16 protein-coding genes and 1 pseudogene are annotated in these 19937 nt (G+C 59.2%); 14 read left to right on the plus strand and 3 right to left on the minus strand.

The genetic code is table 11. The features are described from left to right. A partial coding sequence (locus IQK56_RS20685) for an SDR family NAD(P)-dependent oxidoreductase (RefSeq protein WP_193862183.1) occupies nucleotides 1–673 on the plus strand: 673 nt, incomplete at its 5' end. Nucleotides 674–729: 56 nt separating this feature from the next. Here the strand turns inward: IQK56_RS20685 and IQK56_RS20690 are convergent. Next, the gene (locus IQK56_RS20690) at nucleotides 730–1473 is read right to left on the minus strand and encodes an SDR family oxidoreductase (RefSeq protein ID WP_150762302.1); all 744 of its coding nucleotides are present in this window, start codon (nucleotides 1471–1473) and stop codon (nucleotides 730–732) included. Nucleotides 1474–1634: 161 nt separating this feature from the next. Between IQK56_RS20690 and IQK56_RS20695 the strand changes: the two genes are divergently transcribed. The 4 genes and pseudogenes from IQK56_RS20695 (at nucleotide 1635) to IQK56_RS20710 (ending at nucleotide 5510) form a co-directional block, all read left to right on the plus strand. After that, nucleotides 1635–2417, plus strand: coding sequence for an SDR family NAD(P)-dependent oxidoreductase (locus tag IQK56_RS20695; protein ID WP_150762303.1), 783 nt, complete (start codon nucleotides 1635–1637; stop codon nucleotides 2415–2417). Nucleotides 2418–2506: 89 nt separating this feature from the next. Continuing rightward, a complete protein-coding gene (locus IQK56_RS20700) occupies nucleotides 2507–2935 on the plus strand; it encodes an alpha/beta fold hydrolase (RefSeq protein ID WP_150762304.1) in 429 nt (142 codons plus the stop codon). A gap of 529 nt (nucleotides 2936–3464) precedes the next feature. Beyond that, a complete protein-coding gene (locus IQK56_RS20705; protein WP_150762305.1) occupies nucleotides 3465–4151 on the plus strand; it encodes a cysteine hydrolase family protein in 687 nt (228 codons plus the stop codon). Beyond that, nucleotides 4151–5510: pseudogene (locus IQK56_RS20710) on the plus strand (purine-cytosine permease family protein). Before IQK56_RS20705 ends, IQK56_RS20710 begins: the two are co-directional and overlap by 1 nt. Nucleotides 5511–5587: 77 nt before the next feature. Here IQK56_RS20710 and IQK56_RS20715 read toward each other — a convergent pair. After that, nucleotides 5588–6745 (minus strand): alpha/beta hydrolase family protein, encoded by a 1158-nt coding sequence (locus tag IQK56_RS20715; protein ID WP_042727902.1) that lies wholly within the window; start codon nucleotides 6743–6745, stop codon nucleotides 5588–5590. 152 nt (nucleotides 6746–6897) lie between these two features. Further along, nucleotides 6898–7809 carry a LysR family transcriptional regulator gene (locus IQK56_RS20720; RefSeq protein ID WP_003173128.1) on the minus strand — a complete coding sequence of 304 codons (912 nt, stop codon included), beginning with the start codon at nucleotides 7807–7809 and terminating at the stop codon, nucleotides 6898–6900. A gap of 325 nt (nucleotides 7810–8134) precedes the next feature. Here IQK56_RS20720 and IQK56_RS20725 point away from each other — a divergent pair, with 325 nt between their 5' ends. The 9 genes from IQK56_RS20725 (at nucleotide 8135) to IQK56_RS20765 (ending at nucleotide 19924) form a co-directional block, all read left to right on the plus strand. Continuing rightward, the gene (locus tag IQK56_RS20725) at nucleotides 8135–9073 is read left to right on the plus strand and encodes a VOC family protein (protein WP_003173129.1); all 939 of its coding nucleotides are present in this window, start codon (nucleotides 8135–8137) and stop codon (nucleotides 9071–9073) included. Nucleotides 9074–9088: 15 nt separating this feature from the next. Further along, nucleotides 9089–9451, plus strand: coding sequence for a Rieske (2Fe-2S) protein (locus IQK56_RS20730; RefSeq protein ID WP_003173130.1), 363 nt, complete (start codon nucleotides 9089–9091; stop codon nucleotides 9449–9451). A 351-nt stretch (nucleotides 9452–9802) separates the two neighbouring features. After that, nucleotides 9803–11482 (plus strand): DUF1302 domain-containing protein, encoded by a 1680-nt coding sequence (locus tag IQK56_RS20735; RefSeq protein WP_193862583.1) that lies wholly within the window; start codon nucleotides 9803–9805, stop codon nucleotides 11480–11482. A gap of 12 nt (nucleotides 11483–11494) precedes the next feature. After that, nucleotides 11495–12859 carry a DUF1329 domain-containing protein gene (locus IQK56_RS20740; protein ID WP_150762308.1) on the plus strand — a complete coding sequence of 455 codons (1365 nt, stop codon included), beginning with the start codon at nucleotides 11495–11497 and terminating at the stop codon, nucleotides 12857–12859. A 68-nt stretch (nucleotides 12860–12927) separates the two neighbouring features. Further along, the gene (locus IQK56_RS20745; protein ID WP_150762309.1) at nucleotides 12928–14031 is read left to right on the plus strand and encodes a YCF48-related protein; all 1104 of its coding nucleotides are present in this window, start codon (nucleotides 12928–12930) and stop codon (nucleotides 14029–14031) included. A 4-nt stretch (nucleotides 14032–14035) separates the two neighbouring features. After that, a complete protein-coding gene (locus tag IQK56_RS20750; RefSeq protein WP_193862585.1) occupies nucleotides 14036–16564 on the plus strand; it encodes an efflux RND transporter permease subunit in 2529 nt (842 codons plus the stop codon). A 126-nt stretch (nucleotides 16565–16690) separates the two neighbouring features. Continuing rightward, nucleotides 16691–17890: an MFS transporter gene (locus tag IQK56_RS20755; protein WP_150762311.1), complete on the plus strand. Its 1200-nt coding sequence runs from the start codon at nucleotides 16691–16693 to the stop codon at nucleotides 17888–17890. Nucleotides 17891–17933: 43 nt separating this feature from the next. Next, nucleotides 17934–18971, plus strand: a complete 1038-nt coding sequence (locus tag IQK56_RS20760; protein WP_193862587.1) for an aromatic ring-hydroxylating oxygenase subunit alpha — start codon at nucleotides 17934–17936, stop codon at nucleotides 18969–18971. Then, the gene (locus tag IQK56_RS20765; RefSeq protein ID WP_193862589.1) at nucleotides 18971–19924 is read left to right on the plus strand and encodes a PDR/VanB family oxidoreductase; all 954 of its coding nucleotides are present in this window, start codon (nucleotides 18971–18973) and stop codon (nucleotides 19922–19924) included. Before IQK56_RS20760 ends, IQK56_RS20765 begins: the two co-directional genes overlap by 1 nt. Nucleotides 19925–19937 lie beyond the last annotated feature (13 nt).

Raw genomic sequence — 19937 nt, forward strand, 5'->3', positions numbered from 1 at the left:
GTGTTGGGCAGACGCTTACAACGCGATTATTGTTAAGGCAGATCTAACTGAGTCTGGAGGTGTTGAGCGAGTTGTAGAAGCGGTATGCTCAGCGGAACGCCCACTTGACGCAGCAGCGCTAAACGCAGGGTTAGGGCTAGGTGGTTTTTTCCTCGGGGGCACCTCTATCGACGATGAAATGAAGCTGATTCAGCTGAACACTGCCTCCCAAGTGCACCTCACTAAATTACTCCTCCCGGACATGGTCGCGCGTGGCCAGGGACGTGTGCTTTACACCGCATCAATTTCTGGAACCATTCCTACGCCTTACGAGGCAGTATATGGTGCGACGAAAGCGTTTCTGATCTCCTTTGTGGAGGCCGTTAAATCAGAGATCAAGGTCAGCGGCGTTACTTTGACTCTGTTGTTGCCAGGCGAAGTTGATACGAACTTTTGGCACCGGGCAGGGATGGACACCAGCAAGTTGGGGCTGGGCCCGAAAGCTGCGCCTACCAAAGTGGCGGAGGAAGGTTTCGAAGCAATGAAGGCAGGGAAGGATCGAGTCGTTGCGGGAAAGCCAGACAGCAAGTTCATAGGCAACGTCATAAACAAACTTCTCCCTGACACGATGACGGCTGATTTGCATGCCAAAGGCGCCAAGCCTGGCTCGGGACTAGAAAGTAAGGACGACTGACTAAAATCATCAGCACAACGAGCCGGCGGCCAATCTGATTGGCCGCCGGCTTTGCTTTACCAGTCCTGCTTGGTTGGGTGAATTACGATGTCGTTGATCGTGAGATTGTTGGGCTGGTCTAGGGCGTAGGCTACGGCATCGGCAACCTGCTCAGGTGTGATGGCGATCTTGTTGAGCTCCTGCGCAGCTTTTTTGCCCTCGCTGTTATTCACTTTGTCTGCCCACCCGGTGTCAATTACGCCAGGGCTGATCATCGAGACTTGGATGCCATGTTCAACACCGACCTCTTTACGCAGGCTTTCGGTGATACCTCTGATAAAGAATTTTGTCGCGCTATAAACGCCGCTTGAACCGCCCACATGAAGCCCTGCTACGGACGACATGTTGAGGATCTTGCCATGGCCTTGCGTGATCATGCCTGGCAGAGCTGCCGCGATGGCATGCAGATATCCACGGATATTGGTGTTGATCATCTGATCCCAGTCATCGACTGCAATATCCTTCCAGTCAGAAAACAGCATCAGACCTGCGTTGTTCACAAGGCTGTCTACCTTTCCGTATTTCGATATCGCGAATTTGACAAGATCCTCCAGACTGGAACGTTCAGAAACGTCGGTTAGGTGATACGCAGCTTCCCCGCCGGCGTCCTTGATTTGCGAAACGAGCTTCTGGAGCTTTTCCTCGTTGCGGGCCGCCAGGACTATATTGCTACCTTTGCTCGCAAGCTTCAGCGCTGTCGCAGCACCAATGCCTGATGAGGCGCCAGTAATGATGGTCACGGTGTTTTCCAAATTCGACATCGTCTGTTCCTCTCTAAGATAGGGGCACGGTGTCTGACCTGTATCGAAAGGCGATGACCTTGTATTCATGGCAACGCTCCGTTGAATCAGGCTCATGGATTATTCACGGCTGGGAGGTTTCCGATGGTAAGTGACATCTACTTAACCTTGAGGAGAAACCCATGACTGCTATACGCCCACTCGCCCTAGTGACCGGAGGTTCTTCAGGAATCGGTTTTGAACTGGCGAAGCACTTCGCTCAGAATGGTTTCGACTTGGTCATCTCTGGTTCGAGTGACAAAGTTGAGAAGTCCGCTGAAGAGATCAAAAAGTTAGGTGCGCAATGTTTTGCTCACCAGGCCGACGCTGGCACTTACGAAGGCGTCCAAGGCCTCTGGGATTTCGTCGTATCGCTGAATCGTCCGCTCGAAGCCGCAGCGTTGAACGTCGGCATCGGTCAAGGCGGCGCGTTTATCGATAACAAGCTTGAAGATGACTTCAAACTGATCGCCATCAACATCACTGGCACCGTACACATGGCTAAGCGGGTCGCCCAGCATATGGTGGCTAACGGAAAAGGTCGCATCCTCATCACGTCCTCAATTTCCGCGACTCAGCCAACCCCCTACGAAACGGTCTACGGCCCGTCCAAGGCATTTGGCTTTTCCTTTGCAGAATCCCTGCGCGAAGAACTCCGCGACACCGGTGTCACGGTGACTGCTTTGCTTCCTGGTGCCACTGACAGTGAGTTCCACAAGAACGCAGGCATGGGGAATAGCGCAATCGGTGAATCCAAGAAGAACGACAAAACCGAAGTTGCGCGCCAAGGTTTCGAAGCCCTGATGAACGATGTCGATCATGTCGTGGGTGGCGATGAAGAAACCAAGCAGCAGGCTATCGATAACCGGACAACGCCGGAAACTGTGAAGGCGCACCGACACGCGAAAAATGCCCGTCTGAAATAAACGAGCTGTATACCAAGAAGGCGTGGCTTCCTGAAATAGATCCACGCCTTTGATTGATACCCATCTTTGCGGGAGTTAAGGAGCACGCCTTGCACAAGTCCGAACACGACGAAATGGGCTGGCAATCAAATGACGTAGGCGATGGAGTGAGAATTCTCTACGGCGTGGCGGGGAGCGGGGATAAGTCCGTATTGCTCATTCGTGGTTACCCGGAGACCGCGATTGCCTGGCGAAGGATCGTACGCCCACTGGTTGAGCAGGGTTTCAAGGTCATCGCGCCCGACGGCCGGGGAGCGGGCGTATCGAGTCGGTCTCTTCACGGGTATGACAAAAAGTACGATGGCGCAGGATTGCTCGGACGTGCTCCGGGATACCGAGGTTTGGAGCCTGTGCTCATCGTCGGGCATGACATTGCGCTTATGATCGCCTACGCCTTCGCTCGAAAATATTTTGAGCCCACCAGAGGGCTCGCTGTCCTTGAAGCACCACGGCCAGGCACTGAGGGCTTGATCAGGTGAGTTTGGACGAGCCAAAGCTGCCCACCTGCAACGGGACTGTCAGAAAGGTGCATGTCGGCGCTGAGTGCTACGTTCCGTAGCGCTGTGTTGCGGCATACCGAATACCATAAGACATCAAGATGTTTCTGATATCGCTCTATCCTGCCGCTTTCCGAGCCTTCCGATACTATGGCGTACATATTGCTTGTCTGACGGGACTTACCCCAAGAGTCTACGTCATGGTCAGTTCCGCATTTCGACCCGGCATAACGCGCATCAGCCTGTTTGGCTGGGCAACGTTAGTCCCGTGCGGAGCCATGAAGAACTTTCTACGTCGTTCGGTTGCGCCTTCCCACGTGACTCTGAAGCGTCTTCCCTCCTGCGTTGCCGCCAAGCAAAACGGTTTTTGGCAAATAGTCAGATAGTCCTTCTTCGAGAATATTCCTCGAACTTTCCGTAGCCCGCGATTGCGGTGCCTGCGCCTGGTTATTCATAGCTATCAGCGAGCCTTGCGGCTATTGCCTGGTACTCTGCAATTGGAAGAAACCTGATGACCCAAGACACGGCTTTGCTCGTGATCGACCTTCAGAAAGAAGACGGCTTCCCTCTGGAGCGGTTCGATCAAGTAATCAAAAACGCAACAGCGCTGGTTGATTGCGCTCGAAAAAACAACATCCCTTTGTTCTACACCCGTCATGTCAACGATGCCCAAGGTTTCGGCTTGGCGTTGGGCGAGCCCGTAGATGCCGAGGGCAAACCGACAAGCTATCGCGCTGGCACATCTGCCATAGAGATCATCGATGTGTTAGCCCCACAAACCGGCGACGTTGTCATTGATAAGCAACGCTACAGTGCTTTCCACGGTACTCGGCTGACTCCGATGCTGAAGGAGCGCGGCATCAAACATCTCGTGGTGATGGGCGCGCTGACTGACGTCTGTGTGATGAGTAGCCTGTTCGATGCCTATCAGAACGACTTCCACTTGAGCCTCGTGGCCGACGCTTGTACGGCGACAACTTCCGCAGCCCATTACTCGGCCTTGTTTATTCTCTCCAACTGGCTTTACGGACTGGACATGCTTTCTACCGAACAGCTGTTGCGGCGCTGGAGGGGCGAGCCAGCACCTTCACTTCGTACGATGGAACCAGACCACCTTGCCTTCCAGCCGGAAGAGTTTATGCAAGCCATTGCGCGCCTGGAAAGCTGCCTCGTTGCCAAGACTGAGCGGAGAGCATGATGAACGTAGAAAAAAGAAGCATCGATTTCATCCCGGAAACCGAACGTCACGGCGAACCCCGTTCTCTGTTCTTCGTGTGGTTTGGGGCGAACGCCAACATCACCACGATTGCGGCCGGTGTGCTGCCGGTCAGCCTGGGACTGAATCTGTTCTGGAGCGCTTTATCGATCCTGCTTGGTTCCTTGATCGGGGCGGTATTCATGGCTTCGCATTCTGCCCAGGGGCCGAGGTTGGGCATCCCGCAGATGATTCAGAGTCGTGCGCAGTTTGGGGTATTTGGAGCCATTGTTCCGCTGTTGTTCGTCATGCTCATTTACTTGGGTTTTTTTGTGAGTAATACCTTGTTGGCAGCCCAAGCGGTCGCCGCCTCAAGCCCCCTCAGCAGTGAGGCGAACATTGTGCTGCTTGGTTTACTCTGCTTTCTGGTAGCGCTGTTTGGCTACACGCTCATCCACCGCCTGCAAAAAGTGCTGTCGTTGGTTTCGGTTGTTTTTTTTCGGGATCGCGACCCTGCTCGCCCTTGCACTGCCAGTCGACGCGGACCAATGGACGGCGCAGGGCTTCAATTTGGCGAGCTTCCTCGCCTCGGTGAGCATTGCGGTGACTTGGCAACTGTCCTACGCCCCTTATGTGGCCGACTATTCTCGCTATTTACCTACCTATACTTCTGCACGCCAGGTCTTTTGGTACAGCTACACGGGCACGGTTATTGGTGGAAGCTGGATGATGCTGCTGGGTGCGGTATTGACCAAGGGCGTCACAGGTTTCTCAGATAACGTTGGCCTCCATTTGCTCGGTGTTCTGGGGGGGAGCACCTTGCTGGCCGTGGCCTTCGTGCTCTATGGTCAGATCGCCATCAACGTGTTCAACCTCTATGGAGCCTTCATGTCGACGGTTACCGTTATCGAGCCTTTTGCTGCGCTCAAGGTCACTCCGAAGGTGCGCGCCAGCTTTATGCTCGTTATCTGTGCTGTTGCAACGGCGTTATGCACCATGGCTCAAGATGACTTCATTCAATTTTTCCTGAATTTCATCTTTTTCATGAGCTATTTTTTAATCCCTTGGACGGCAATCAACCTGGTCGACTACTACGCGCTACGCAAAGGCGTATACAAGATTGCGGATATCTTTGACCCGTCGGGGATTTACGGTCGGGTGAACGGGATTGCTATCTGCGTGTTCCTCGCGACCATCGTGTTGGAAATTCCATTCATGAATACTTCCCTCTACGTCGGCCCTATTGCCTCCGCACTGCAGGGTATCGATCTGGCGTGGCTTGTTGGTCTGCTGTTCCCGGCATGCGCTTACTACGGATTAATGAGTCGGCGCAGTATTGGGGTGATCAAACCAACCCATTGACGCCCATCGCCCGGTTGCGCAGTGACACCGTGCAGCTCAAACCCTCGCAGCGTGACGGAACATCCACTTCATGCCCGTCACGCAATGCGACCACCGAGCACTTCAGCCACCCAGTCGGCAATGTAGTGACCCGCATTGATACTGTTGTCGAAGCTCGAATGCTGCACGCCACCCTCGCGTTCGGTGAAAATTTTCAGTTCGCGCTTGGGACTGTTGACCAACTGCTCATAGGTGCGGTGTGCCCACTTCAAGGGAATCTGTGAATCCTTTTCACCGTGGGTGACCAGGAAAGGCACCTTGATGCGATCCAGGATGCCGTCCAGATGAACATCTTCGGCGATGGTCATGAATTCGTCGGTGTCCTTGGCGCCCCATACCCATGAGACGTGCGACCAGTAATGCGGAACCGGGAAGCTGCCTTCCTTTTCCAAGCGGCGTTTCTGCACGTCGCGCCAGTCATGGTTGGCTCCCCACACGACACCGCACGCGAAACGCGGCTCGAAGGCTACCGCGCGCGGGCAGTAGTAGCCCCCAAGCGACACACCTTCCAGACCAATGCGTTTGACGTCGACGTCGTCGCGGGTTTCCAACCAATCCACCACGCGACTGGCCCAATGTTCGCTGTCAAAACGCGCAGTCAGGTTATGTAGCCGGAGCGCTTCGCCTGTCCCGGGCTGGTCGATGATCAGCGACGACACGCCACGTTTGGCCAGCCAGGCGGGCAGGCCGACGCGGTATTTCATTTCTTTGGTGGAGTCGAGTCCATTGACCTGCACCAGAATCGGCGCCGGGCCGCTGACACCTTCGGCACGCACCAGCAGGCCGGAAATATGTTTGCCTTCGTAAGGGATTTCCACGCGCTCGCAGTTTTCTCGTGCCAGTTCGATACTGCGCTGGAACGTCTGCAGAAAGCGCTGGTACAGCTCCGTGCGGCCTGGGGCGCCATGGGCCTGCAGGCGTTCGCAGCTCAGGTAATACGTTGCGGCGCGGTTATATTTTTCACCGGCGGACAGCATCCGCCCCTTGCCTTCGTCTTCTTCCGCCAGGCTGCACAGCTTGTCGGCCATGTTTGCCCAGGTTTCACGGAAGGCCTTGCTACCGGCGGCGTCCGGTTGTTTGGCGGCCTCTTGCAGTGGCGCGCACATCTCTTCGATTTCGCCGATACGGGCGCCCATTTCAATGGCCAAGTCGACTGAAAGATTCCACACGTAATTGGTCGGGAAGTAGCGAAACATGATTGTTATTGTCCTTGTGCAAGCAAAGGCTGGCGGCCAGGTTCTGAACGGGAATCGCTAGACCTGACGGTTCGAAGCAGGCTAAGGGCAGTCCCATAGTTTGGCTAATCGCAAGTCGGGATGGGAGGTATTGCGAATGGAGATAGAGTCGACTACTGCTCCAACTCATTGATGATCTGACTGATTTTTGCCCGCAGCCAGCGGTGCATCGGATCCCCCTCCATGGTCCGGTGCCAGAGCATGAACTCACGCATCACCGGGATTTTCACCGGGGGTTGCACGATGCGCAGCGGCAGGTAATTGGCGTATAGCCTGGCCATGCGCTGGAGCATGGTGGCGACGCGTTGGGTGCCGACGATCAACTGCGGCAGGGTGTTAAAGTCGTGGGTCACCACTTCCATGCGGCGCGTAAAACCATACTGGCCCATCAGCCATTCTTCGACGCTCAGTTGCCGGTTGCGCCCAAAAATCACCGAGACATGGCCCATCTCGATGTATTGATCGAGGCTGATGCTATCGCCCACCAACGTGTTGCCATCCCACACCACGCAAACGTGCTCTTCCTCAAACAGCAGTTGCGAGGGGTGACCTTCAATGAGGTAGTGCTCAGGCACGATCATCATGTCGGCCTCACCGCGCATCAGCATCTCGGTGGACGTGTCGCCGGGGCCCAGCAGTTCGAAGGTGATGTGCGGCGCTTCCAGGGAGATTTTCTGGATCACCCGGGCAAACAGGACGCTGATCAGATAGTCCGACGTGATCAGGCGAAAATGGCGCTTGCTGGTGGCGGGGTCGAACACCGGTTTGGCGGTGATCGAGGACTGGATCGTCAGCAGCACCTGGCGCACCGGCGCCGCCAGTTCGCGGGCATAAGGCGTGGGCTGCATTTTGCGTCCGACCTGCGCCAGCAGTTCATCTTCGAAGTAGAGGCGCAGCCTGCCCAGTACACCGCTGGTAGCGGATTGGGTCATGTGCAGGCGTTCGGCGGCGCGGGTGATGTTCTGCTCTTCCAGTAACACATCCAGCGCCACCAGGAGGTTGAGATCCAAGTGGTTAAAACGCATGGCGGTCTCGATTTTTGTATTTATTTTGTAAATACCTTCCGACCTTCCTATCGCGGCGTCAAGTGCCGTGAGTGGGCGAATCAAGCGGCCTGCGTTCGATTTTCAAGCCATTTGCGCTTCGCGACCAGGTATCGCATTTGCCGATAGGTCGCATCCGGACAAGCGATTAGTCAGTGAGTTTTTACCCCTTCACTATCAACCCACAGTCGGTTGGCCGTCACGCTGTATCGACTCCAAGACCCGCCTCGGCAGCGTACCGCCGGGCACTGCTCCCATAGCGGGACGCCAGGCCTGCGCTGAATAATGACAATGGAGTGGTAACTCAATGAACATCATTGGCCTTGACGCCCTTATTTTTGGCGTCGACGACATTCAAGCCTGTACCCATTGCCTGCGTGACTACGGCCTGCTGCCTGTCGATGTCGACAGCGAGGGTGGTCGTTTTGAAGCCCTTGACGGCACCGCCGTGATTATCCGCCGGGCAGACGATGCCAGTTTGCCTGCCGCCATCGGGCCGGCGCCTTCGATTCGTGAAACCATTTATGGCGTGGCCAGCGCGGCTGATCTTGAGGCCATCGCCGATGAACTGGGGCGCGACCGCCCGGTGACCCGCGGCGCCGATGGCTCCGTGCACAGCGTGGACGATATGGGCTTTGCCATGGGTTTCCAGATCAGCGTGCGGCGCGCCTACAGCGCGCCAGCCGATCTGACCAATGCACCGGGCCACGCCCCCCAACGCCCGGTCAACCAACCCGGCATCAATCCTGACATGCAGGCCTTGCCACGGACCCTGTCCCATGTGGTGTATTTCGTGCCGGATGCAGTCAGGGCCGAGGCTTTTTACAAGCGCTTGGGCTTCGTGACCACCGACACTTTTGTCGGTGCCGGGCCGTTCATGCGTCCGGCCGGTTCCGATGACCATCACTGCCTGTTCATGATCCAGACGCCGCCGCACATGAAAGGCTGCGAGCACTTCACCTTTCACATGGGCAGCGGCACGGAAGTGCTGTTGGCCGGGCGCCGCTTCGAGCAGCAAGGCTGGACCAGTTTCTGGGGGCCGGGTCGTCACCTCTTCGGTTCCAACTGGTTCTGGTACTTCAACAGTCCGTTGGGCTGCCACATCGAATACGACGCCGACATGGACAAGCACGATGACGCCTGGCAAGCGCGCCAGGCGCCGTTGTCGGCGGATAACTCACAATTGTTCCTGTTCACGTCCCGGGAAAAATGGTTCCCGAGCGGCCCGCCGCCCAAGCAGGCCTGAATGCGGATTTCGTCCATGAGCCACGACGCGATTGTTCTCTGTCGCCTGGATGAAGTGCTCGAAGGGCAGTCCCGCGGGTTCGATCCCCTGGATACCGGTAAGGACAGCGTGTTTGCCCTGCGCCATGAAGGCGAGGTGTGTGTCTATCGCAACAGCTGCCCGCACCTGGCGGTGCGCCTGGAGTACCGCAAGGATCGTTTCCTCAGCGTCGATGGTCGCCAGATCGTCTGTTACGCCCACGGTGCGCGGTTTCTCCCTGACACGGGCCTGTGCGTCTACGGGCCATGCCTGGGGGAGCGCCTGAGTGCACTGAAATGGCATGCCGAGGCCGATTGGCTGGTGCTCGAAGCGGGCCAGCTGGAGGCGTATGCATCCTGATTAACGTATCGCGGTTGCTGATACATCGTATCCCTACATGCGATTAGTCAAAGGTCTGCTTTGCCGAGAAAGTAAACACAGCGCGGTACTGAATGCGTGCAAACACTGCCAGTGGTGAAGCCTGGGATCGCTCCCGCAGAACGCTGGCGTGAATAACAAGAATAAGAATGAGACGAGCATGAACGCAGACGGATTCTCGACGTCACGGCTGCTCCCATCTGAGGCGCCGGCAAAACTGAAACTCACTCTCCCATGAATGCTTCATGCCTGTGCAGGCTTGGCCCGGTTCGACTGCGGGCGCGGTTTCACCAGAAGAGCTGACATACAACAACAATAAAGAGGGTTACTTCGATGGCTATTGGCAAGTTCGCCGCGTCGCGGCGCGTCCCCTTCACCCTGAGCCTTGCGGCCAGCCTGGGGCTTGGCGCTTCGGCGGCCCAGGCGTTTCAGATTGACACCGGCAATCCTGATCTGAGCCTGCGCTGGGACAACACGCTGAAGTACAGCGCGGCCTGGCGCCTCAAGGAACCCAGCAGCAAACTCAGCGAAGGGTCGACGGCCCTGAACCAGAATGACGGCGATCACAACTTCGGCAAGGGGCTGATCTCCAGTCGCCTGGATGTACTTTCCGAACTGGACATCGGCTTTCACAACTTCGGCGCCCGTGTGAGCGGTGCCGCCTGGTATGACACCGTCTATCAGGAACGCAACGACAATCACGACGCGGCTAGTGCCAACCAGCGTTCGGTAGGCTTCGATGAATTCACCAGCGATACCCGTCAATTGCACGGTGGTGACGGCGAACTGCTGGATGCCTTTGTCTACTGGAACGGTGAGCTGGCGGACCGTTCCTTGTCAGTACGTGCGGGGCGCCACGGCCTGATCTGGGGCGAGAGCCTGTTCTTCGGCGGCAACGGCATTGCCGGTGCCATGGCGCCAGTGGATGTGGTCAAGGCGCAATCGGTGCCCAATACCCAATTCAAGGAAATCACTCGACCGGTCAACCAGCTGTCGACCGCCTACCAACTGACTGACGATCTGTCATTGGGTGTCTTCTACCAGTTGGAGTGGGAAGCCACCCGTTTGCCGGGCGCCGGCAGCTATTTCTCCACCAGCGATACCATCGGAGAAGGTAATGAAAGGCTGATCACCGGCGCGCCGTTCCCTGACTTTCTCGGCGGCAACGCCAACAGCCCGGCGGCGTTCTTCCATGGCAAGGACAAAAAGGCCAGGAACTCCGGCCAGGGCGGCCTGCAGCTCAAGTACAACACCGGGACGACAGATTACGGTTTGTATGCGCTGCAGTACCACGAGAAAACCCCAACGCTGTACTTGAAGCCCAATGCCACTGGGCCGAACTTCAGCACCGGGCAAGTCGGCGAGTATTCCTGGGTCTACCCGGAAGATATCCGGGTCCTGGGCGCCAGTTTCGCCACCTCCGTGAACGAGTACAGCTTTGCTGGCGAGGCGTCGATGCGCTGGAACATGCCGTTGGTGTCCAACGCCCAGACTGTCCTGCCGGGTGTCGATGCGGACAACAACGATAACGCCCTTTACGCCGTTGGCCGGACGGCTCACGTCAACCTTAACGTCCTGGCATCGCTGGGCCCTTCCTTCGTCGCCAATGAAGCCAGCCTGACAGCGGAGGTGGCCTGGAACCGCCTGTTGGCCGTGACCAGGAACCGCGCAGCCCTCGACCCCAACGCCACCGATGACGGCCTGGGTTTGAAGCTGGTGTACACGCCGACCTATCGCCAGTTCTTCCCAGGCATTGATATCAGCGTACCGCTGGGCATCAGCTATTTCCCCATGGGCAAGTCGGCGGTAATCAGTGGGTTCGGCCCAGACAGAGGCGGGGATATGAACATCGGCGTCTCCGCCACCTACCTGGACCAAGTGACCGTGGGGCTGACCTACACCCACTTCTATGGTCCCGAGGACACCAGCCTCAACGCCGCTAACCAGTTCAACTACAAGCAGTCGCTGAAAGACCGGGATTACCTGGCTTTCTCCGTCAAGACCACGTTCTAAGAGGATTTGCGCATGACCATTCAGTTCACTCTAAAGGCCTTGTGCTTGACCCTGCTGGCCGCTGCCGCACCGATGGTCCTGGCCGCCAGCGCCGAACAAGCGGCTGCGCTGGGCAAGACCCTGACACCCTTCGGCGCCGAGAAAGCCGGCAATGCCGACGGCAGTATTCCGGCCTGGGATGGCGGCTACACCAAGGTCGATCCGGCCTATGTTCCGGGCGGCAAGCGTGGCGATCCGTTTGCCGCCGACAAGCCGTTGTACAGCATCACCGCCCAGAACCTGGCCAAGTACGCCGACAAGCTCAGCGACGGCACCAAGGAGCTGTTCAAGCGTTTCCCGGACACCTATCGCATCGATGTCTACCCGACCCGGCGCACGGCGGCCGCGCCGCAGTGGGTCTATGACAACACGTTCAAGAATGCGACCCGCGCCAAACTTGTCGACAGCAGCGCCGGCCTGATCCCTGAAGGTTCCTATGGCGGAATTCCTTTTCCGATTCCACAAAATGGGACCGAAGCCATTTGGAACCATGTGCTGAACTGGCGCGGCACCTCGGTGGCGGGGCATTTTCGCCATTATCTGATGACCGCTGACGGCAACCAGGTGATGACCAGCGACGGCCTGTTGACCCAGGAGATGCCCTACTACTTCCAGGAGGGCGGCCCTGAAAACTACTCGGGCGACTACTGGCTGGTGCACTTCGTCAATCTCGGCCCGGCGATTCGTGCCGGCGAGCAGATCCTCGGACGTGAAAACATCAACGGCGACAAATCTCAGGCGCATGTCTATCTGAGCGGTCAGCGCCGGGTACGCACGTTGCCCAACGCTTGCTGCGACACACCGACGCCGTCCACCGCCGGGGTCATGTCCTTCGATGAATTGAGTGTATGGGGCGGGCGTACGGACAGGTTCGACTGGAAACTGGTCGGCAAGCAGGAGATGTATGTCCCTTACAACACCAACAAGGTGCAAAACGCTGCCCAGCCGCAGGACCTGTTGGGCAAACACCATCTGAATCCGGATTACGTGCGCTGGGAACTGCACCGCGTCTGGGTGCTCGAGTCGACGGTAGCCGCCGGCAAGCGCCATCAGTTGCCCAAGGGGCGTTACTACCTCGACGAGGACACTTGGCAAGCCTTGCTCGGAGATCGTTGGGATGCCAGCGGCCAACTGGCCAAGACCCTGTGGTCGCTGCCTTCCGTATTGCCCGATCTGCCAGGGCTGGTGCAACTCTCTTCAGGTTTTTATGACCTGACCTCCGGTGCGTGGTTTATCCAGAACCTCTATGCCGGGTTGCCGGAGCAGTATCACGCGGTCGATCGCTACAAACCCTCGGAGTTCTCGCCAGCAGCGATGGCGGGGCGCGGCGTGCGGTAGACCTGAGCCGAGTGAAGGGCAGGCCTGTCGGTCTGCCCTTGGATACGAGTGTTTGTCCGAGGTAGGTTATGAACAGAATCAATCAGGCGCGCGCGTTGCTCTTGGCCCTGTGTTTGCCCTTCGCCACGCGCGAGTGCCTGGCCGGGCCGGCGGCAGTGGGCGTGCCGCTCGATACACCAGCCATGCGGGTAGCGGGTGCGCAGCAAGGCGTATTGATCGATCTGGCGCGGGCCGGCAAACGTCTGGTAGCGGTGGGCGAGCGCGGCCTGGTGCTGCTCTCCGACGACAATGGACAAAGCTGGCGCCAGGCAACTGTGCCGGTCTCGGTCAGCCTGACAGCTGTGCGCTTCGTGGATGCGCAAAAGGGCTGGGCGGTCGGCCACGCGGGCGTGGTGTTGGCGACTGTGGATGGCGGTGAGCACTGGACACTGCAGCTCGATGGCCTGCGGGCGGCACAACTGGAACTGAACGCCGCCAAGGCGGGCCAGGCCACGGCTACCGACCCGGATGCCGCCTTGATACGGGTACAAAATGCCGAGCGTCTTGTCGCCGATGGTCCAGACAAACCCTTTCTGGCACTGGAGTTCGTGGACGCACATCGCGGGCTGATCGTCGGTGCCTACGGTTTGGCGCTGCTGACCACCGATGGCGGCGCCACCTGGCAATCGCTGATGGGGCAAATTGCCAACCCCAACGGCTTGCACCTGTACGCCATCAGTCGCCAGGGCACACGTTGGTTCCTGGCTGGCGAGCAGGGCTACCTGGCACGCTCGGACGACGATGCGCTGTCGTTCAGTCAGCTGGACAGCCCCTACGAAGGTAGTTTCTTCACCCTGCAGAACCGCGCGGATGGCGCGCTGGTGGTCGCCGGTCTGAAGGGCAATGCCTTTGTCTCCCGCGACGCCGGCGTCAGTTTCCAGCGTCTGTCGGTGCCCGTACCGATCTCCTTCAACGATGCCACCCGTTTGGCCGACGGCCAGCTGTTGCTGGTCAATCAGGGCGGCATGCTGTTTCGCAACAGCGAGCAGACCGGCGCGGCGCTGCTGCCGTTGGGAGCGCCCTTGGGCAAACCTGTTTCAAGTGTGATCGAGGCCGCCGATGGCAGCCTGATCGTTGCCGGTTTCACCGGGCTGCAGCGTCTTGCGCAGCCAGCCACTGCCGCTTCGGAGTGAGGTTATGAAGTCCCCTGGAAGTTTTCCCCAGTCCCCTGCAAATGCGGTCGATGACTTTGATCCGCGCTCCGGCTCGCTGCTCGAGCGCGCATTGTTCAACCATCGCCTGTGGGTGTTGCTGCTGTGCCTGGCGACCACGTTGGTGCTGGGTTGGCAGTCCGGCCGTGTCGAGCTCAATGCCAGTTTCGAAAAAATGATCCCCATCCATCAGCCCTATATCGCCAACTACCTGGAGCACCAGAAGGAGCTGAGCGGGCTGGGGAATGCGGTGCGTATCGCGGTGGTCAACAAGCATGGCGACATCTACGACAGCGCCTACCTCAAGACCCTGCAGGCGTTGAGCGACAAGATCTACCTGCTGCCGGGTGTCGACCGTGCGTACATGAAGTCGCTCTGGACGCCGGCCACACGCTGGGTGGCGGTGACCGAGGCGGGCCTGGAGGGTGGGCCGGTCATTCCGGATAACTACGATGGCGGCGCAGCGAGCCTTGCGGCATTGCGGCGCAACGTGCAGCTGTCCAACGAAATCGGCCAGTTGGTGGCGTTCGACCAGGCTTCGAGCATCATCCAGGTACCGCTGCTGCAGCGCACCCCGGACGGCAAACCCTTGGACTACAGCCAACTGTCGCAACAGTTGGAATCATTGCGCAGCCAATACCAGAGCGACAGCATCGACATCCGCATCACCGGTTTCGCCAAGAAAGTCGGTGACCTGATTGCCGGCCTGCGGCAAATCCTGATGTTCTTCGCCGTGGCGATCCTGATCACCACGGTGGTGCTTTATTGGTACACCCGCTGCATTCGCAGCACTCTGTTGGTGGTGTTCTGCTCATTGGTGGCGGTGGTTTGGCAGCTCGGCTTGCTGCCGCTGCTCAATTATCAACTGGACCCCTATTCGGTGCTGGTGCCGTTCCTGGTGTTTGCCATTGGCATGAGCCACGGCGCACAGAAGATGAACGGCATCATGCAGGACATCGGGCGCGGCATGCACCGGGTGGTCGCCGCACGCTTTACTTTCCGCCGCCTGTTCCTTGCCGGGCTCACCGCGCTGCTGTGTGATGCGGTCGGTTTCGCGGTGCTGATGATCATCAAGATCCAGGTGATCCAGGACCTGGCGATGATCGCGAGTATCGGCGTGGCGGTGTTGATCTTCACCAATTTGATCCTGCTGCCGATATTGCTTTCTTATGTCGGGGTCAGCGGCCGCGCGGCGCAACTGAGCCTGAAAAGCGAGCACGCCGAGCTGGCTGGCCACAATCGCCACGGGTTCTGGCGCTTCCTCGACCTGTTCACCCAGCGCCGGTGGGCGGCGCTGTGCATCGCGCTGAGCCTGGCGCTGGCGACGCTCGGCTTCATCGTCAGCCTGCAACTGAAAGTGGGTGATCTGGACGCCGGCGCGCCCGAGCTGCGGGCCGACTCGCGCTACAACCAGGATGATGCATTCCTGACCCGGCATTACGGCGCCAGCAGCGATCTGTTCGCGGTCATGATCAAGACCCCCGCCAGCGCCTGTTCGCGCTATGACATCCTGAACAAGGTCGATGCCCTCGATTGGCAGTTGCGCACCTTGCCAGGGGTGGATTCGACCAATTCCCTGGCACTGCTCAACCGCCGCATGCTGGTTGGCCTGAGCGAAGGCAGCCCGAAGTGGTATGAGCTGCAGAACAACCAGGCAATGCTCAACATGGTCACCGCCGGGGCGCCGCGCGGGCTGTACAACGAAGATTGCAGCCTGCTGACGCTGTACGTCTACCTCTCCGACCACAAGGCGCAAACCCTGAACCGTCTGGTGGATCACGTCGAACAATTCGCCGCGGCGAACAATACCGACGAGGTCCAGTTCCTGCTGGCCGCGGGCAATGCCGGGATCGAGGCCGCGACCAACATCGTCGTCAAGCAGGCCAATCGCGAAATGCTGTTCTGGGTCTACGGCGCGGTGATCCTGCTCTGCCTGATCACTTTCCGATCCTGGCGCGCCACGATTTGCGCGGTGATTCCGCTGATGCTTACGTCGATCCTCTGTGAGGCGTTGATGGTCTGGCTGAACATCGGCGTCAAGGTCGCGACCCTGCCGGTGATCGCTCTCGGCGTGGGCATCGGCGTCGACTACGCGCTGTATGTGATGAGCATCCTGCTCGGTCATATGCGCCAGGGCACAAGCTTGTCTGAGTCGTATTACCGGGCACTGCTGTCCACCGGCAAGGTGGTGATGCTGACCGGTGTGACCCTGGCGATCGGCGTGGCCACCTGGATGTTTTCGCCGATCAAGTTCCAGGCTGACATGGGCGTGCTACTGGCCTTCATGTTCGTCTGGAACATGGTCGGTGCCCTGGTTCTGTTGCCAGCCCTGGCTCACTTCCTGTTGCCGAGTAAACGGGTGAGCACAGGGCAGGCCGAGGCCAAACCCAGTCATTCGACGAGCCTGCCGCTGGTGCCGGCCGTAGCCGAGGAGGGGGCCTGCGTGAAGCACTCGCAGCGCCTGGCTTACAAGCACGATCAAACAACAACGGCCACTAATTCGGCCGCGTCATAACAACAAGAAAGGAAGTACCCATGCCTCGTGTGCATTTGCCCCAGCAATCCCTATGGCTTGATTTCATAGCCGGCCTGAGTGCCTTCGGCATGGCGTTCTGCGCGACCCAACCACCGGAGGTGCGTGATGAACGTTGAACGCCAGGCGCGGCTGCCGCAATCCTTATTGCTGTTGCTCGGCAGTTGCTTGCCGGTACTCGGCGCGGTGCTGCTGGCCCCCATCCTGCCGCGCATGCAGGAGCACTTCGCCGACACGCCGGGTGTGGCCGTGCTGGTGCCCATCGCCCTGACGCTGCCGGCGTTGATGATTGCGCTGTTGGCACCCGTGGCCGGGATCATCGCCGACCGGCTGGGACGCAAGCCGTTGTTGATCAGTGCGATGGTGCTCTACACCGTCTGTGGCGTGCTGCCGCTGTGGCTGGAGTCGCTGCAGATCATCGTCATCAGCCGCGCCGGCATCGGCGTGGCCGAGGCGGCGATCATGACCTGCTGCACCACGATGATGGGCGACTACTACAGCGGCGCGCGGCGTGAACGCATGTTCGCCCTGCAAATGGTCGCGACCTCGTTGTCGGCGGCGATTTTCATTGCCGTCGGTGGTGTGCTCGGCGAGCAGGGCTGGCGTACCCCGTTTGCCCTGTATGGGCTGGGCCTGGTGTTCCTGCCGCTGATGGCCTGGTTGCTGTGGGAGCCGCGTGGGCAGGTCGTCACCGCGACAACGGTGAACAGGGCATTCCCCTGGCGCGCCCTGGCACCGCTGTATGCCCTGGCATTCCTGGCGGGCTTGAGCCTGTTCATTGTGCCGGTACAAGTGGGTTATCTGCTCAACCTGTTGCACGTCGAAGGGTCGCAGCAGATCGGCATGACCATGGGCGCGAGTCAGCTCGGTGTGCTGGTCGGAGCCCTGAGTTTCCGGCTGTTCAGTGGCGTACCAGCGTACCGGCAAATGCTCCTGGCCCTCGTTGCGGCCGGCATCGGGGGCGGGTTGCTGGCGGTGGCCGACAGTCATGGGCTGGTGGTAATCGCCGTGCTCATCAACGGCCTGGGTATCGGTCTGATGATGCCGACCCTGCTCACCTGGATCATGTCCCAGGTCGACTTCCAACAGCGCGGCCGCGCTGCCGGTGGCTTTACGTCGATGTTTTTCGCCGGTGAGTTCGCCAGCCCGGTGGTGGTGCTGGCGATCACAGGTGGGGCGATCAGCGCTTTGCCAGCCGCGCTGGGCATCGTCGCGGGCGTTCAACTGTTGGTGGCCGTGGCCTGCATTCGATTGCGGGGTAGCGGGTCTGCTTTTCCCACTGCGGTGGCCGCCGACCCTGAGCACTGACCATTCGACGTTTCATCAAAATAAGAAAAATGAGGAGAACATCATGAGTTATTTGCTCAACACCTGGTACATCGCTGGGTGGGCAGACGAGCTGGGGCAAGGTGGCATGCTTGGCAGAACCATCGTCGAGCAACCCATCGTGTTCTTTCGCAATAGCCAGGGTGTGATCCAGGCGCTCGCCGATCGGTGCCCGCACCGTTTTGCCCCGCTGCACATGGGCAAGATTGTCGGCGACAGCGTCCAGTGCCCGTACCACGGTCTGCGTTTCGATGGCAGCGGCCAATGCACGCACAATCCCCATGGCGATGGGACCATCCCCAAGGCCGCTTGTGTTCGCGCGTTCGCGGTCGTCGAGCGCCATGGGGCGATCTGGGTCTGGCCAGGCGATTCGAGCCGGGTCAACGATGGGCTGATCCCTGATTTTTCCTTCCTCGAACAGACCCCACCCCATGCGAAGGGGCATGGGTACTTGCCAACTCGTGCGCACTACGAGTTGCTGTCCGACAACATCATGGACCTGAGCCACGTTGATTTCCTGCACCCCGATACGCTCGGTGGCGGGGCGTTGTCACGCACCCGCGCCACCATCGAGGAGTTACCCAATGATCGCGTGCGCATCAGTTGGTGGGCACCTGATGATGTTCCCCCGCCGGCTTTCGGCGCTCACCTTGAAGACCCGACCCGGGCCGACGTCTGGGCCGAAGTCATCTGGCACGCCCCCGGCCTGATGCTGCTGGGCAGTGGCGCCACGCCTCCAGGGCGCCCCAGGGAAGAGGGGCCCGTGACATGGAACCTGCATCTGATGACACCGCAGGACGCGACCAATACCCATTACTTCTTTGCCAACACGCGCAGCTTCGAGCAGGACAATGCGCAGTTGAATGCCGTCGTACAGGACATGTTGATCGGTATTTTCGCTGGTGAAGACAAACCCATGGTCGAGGCTCAACAGCGCCAGATTGGCGAAGTTGAGCTGCTTGGCCTTAACCCGGTGCTGCTGCCAGTCGATGCTGGGGCTGTGCGTTGCCGACGTGTTCTGCGTCGGTTGATCGCCGCTGAACAGCCAATGGGTAGCCAGTGATGATCGATGTCATCGTGACCCGCAAACGCCTCGAAGCCGAAGGCATCTACAGCTTTGAACTGGCCCCGGCCGAGGATTCCATGCTGCCTGCTTTCAGTGCCGGCTCGCATATCGACGTGCACCTGCCCAATGGCCTGGTGCGCCAGTACTCACTGTGCAATCACCCGGAAGAACGCCACCGTTACCGGCTGGGCGTGTTGCTCGATCCGGCGTCTCGCGGCGGTTCGCAAGCCATGCACGAGCACGTGCATGAAGGGAGCCGGCTGCGGATCAGCGAGCCACGCAACCTGTTCCCACTGGAGCATGGGGCGGGGTACAGCGTGCTGTTCGCGGGTGGTATCGGTATTACGCCGGTTCTCTGCATGGCCGAGCGCCTGGCGCGGATCGGCGCGCCTTTCGAGCTGCATTACTGCGGTCGCTCGGCCGGGCGCATGGCCTTTATCGAGTACATCCGCCGTTCAACATTTGCCGATTGCGTGCAGGTTCATGTGGACGATGGCGAGGACGCCCAGCGTCTCGACGCCGTTCGGGTTTTATCCGGGCCCGCTGCCGACCGTCACCTGTACGTCTGTGGCCCCAACGGTTTCATGGAACACGTGCTTGGCGCGGCGCGCGCGCAGGGCTGGGCCGAGGCGCAACTGCACCGTGAGTACTTTACCGCTGCCACCGTCTTGGCGGGTGAGGCGGGCGGGTTCGAGGTGCAACTGGCTAGCACCGGTCAGTGTTTTCAAGTGCCGGCCACGCTCAGCGTCGCCCAGGTGTTGCTGGAGGCTGGCATCGACATTCCTTTGTCCTGCGAGCAGGGCATCTGTGGCACCTGCATCACGCGCGTGTTGGACGGCGAGCCGGAGCATCGTGACATGTTCTTGACCGATGTCGAGCGAGCCCGCAACGACCAGTTCACGCCTTGCTGCTCCCGTGCGAGAAGCGCGCGGCTGGTGCTCGATCTTTAAGGTTTTCTCATGA

The organism is Pseudomonas cyclaminis (assembly GCF_015163715.1).
In the GTDB taxonomy this organism is placed as follows: domain Bacteria; phylum Pseudomonadota; class Gammaproteobacteria; order Pseudomonadales; family Pseudomonadaceae; genus Aquipseudomonas; species Aquipseudomonas cyclaminis.

Coding starts and splice junctions, on each gene's coding strand:
- IQK56_RS20690 (WP_150762302.1), bottom strand. CDS start 1,473: ATGTCGAATTTGGAAAACACCGTGACCATCATTACTGGCGCCTCATCA.
- IQK56_RS20695 (WP_150762303.1), top strand. CDS start 1,635: ATGACTGCTATACGCCCACTCGCCCTAGTGACCGGAGGTTCTTCAGGA.
- IQK56_RS20705 (WP_150762305.1), top strand. CDS start 3,465: ATGACCCAAGACACGGCTTTGCTCGTGATCGACCTTCAGAAAGAAGAC.
- IQK56_RS20715 (WP_042727902.1), bottom strand. CDS start 6,745: ATGTTTCGCTACTTCCCGACCAATTACGTGTGGAATCTTTCAGTCGAC.
- IQK56_RS20720 (WP_003173128.1), bottom strand. CDS start 7,809: ATGCGTTTTAACCACTTGGATCTCAACCTCCTGGTGGCGCTGGATGTG.
- IQK56_RS20725 (WP_003173129.1), top strand. CDS start 8,135: ATGAACATCATTGGCCTTGACGCCCTTATTTTTGGCGTCGACGACATT.
- IQK56_RS20730 (WP_003173130.1), top strand. CDS start 9,089: ATGAGCCACGACGCGATTGTTCTCTGTCGCCTGGATGAAGTGCTCGAA.
- IQK56_RS20735 (WP_193862583.1), top strand. CDS start 9,803: ATGGCTATTGGCAAGTTCGCCGCGTCGCGGCGCGTCCCCTTCACCCTG.
- IQK56_RS20740 (WP_150762308.1), top strand. CDS start 11,495: ATGACCATTCAGTTCACTCTAAAGGCCTTGTGCTTGACCCTGCTGGCC.
- IQK56_RS20745 (WP_150762309.1), top strand. CDS start 12,928: ATGAACAGAATCAATCAGGCGCGCGCGTTGCTCTTGGCCCTGTGTTTG.
- IQK56_RS20750 (WP_193862585.1), top strand. CDS start 14,036: ATGAAGTCCCCTGGAAGTTTTCCCCAGTCCCCTGCAAATGCGGTCGAT.
- IQK56_RS20755 (WP_150762311.1), top strand. CDS start 16,691: ATGAACGTTGAACGCCAGGCGCGGCTGCCGCAATCCTTATTGCTGTTG.
- IQK56_RS20760 (WP_193862587.1), top strand. CDS start 17,934: ATGAGTTATTTGCTCAACACCTGGTACATCGCTGGGTGGGCAGACGAG.
- IQK56_RS20765 (WP_193862589.1), top strand. CDS start 18,971: ATGATCGATGTCATCGTGACCCGCAAACGCCTCGAAGCCGAAGGCATC.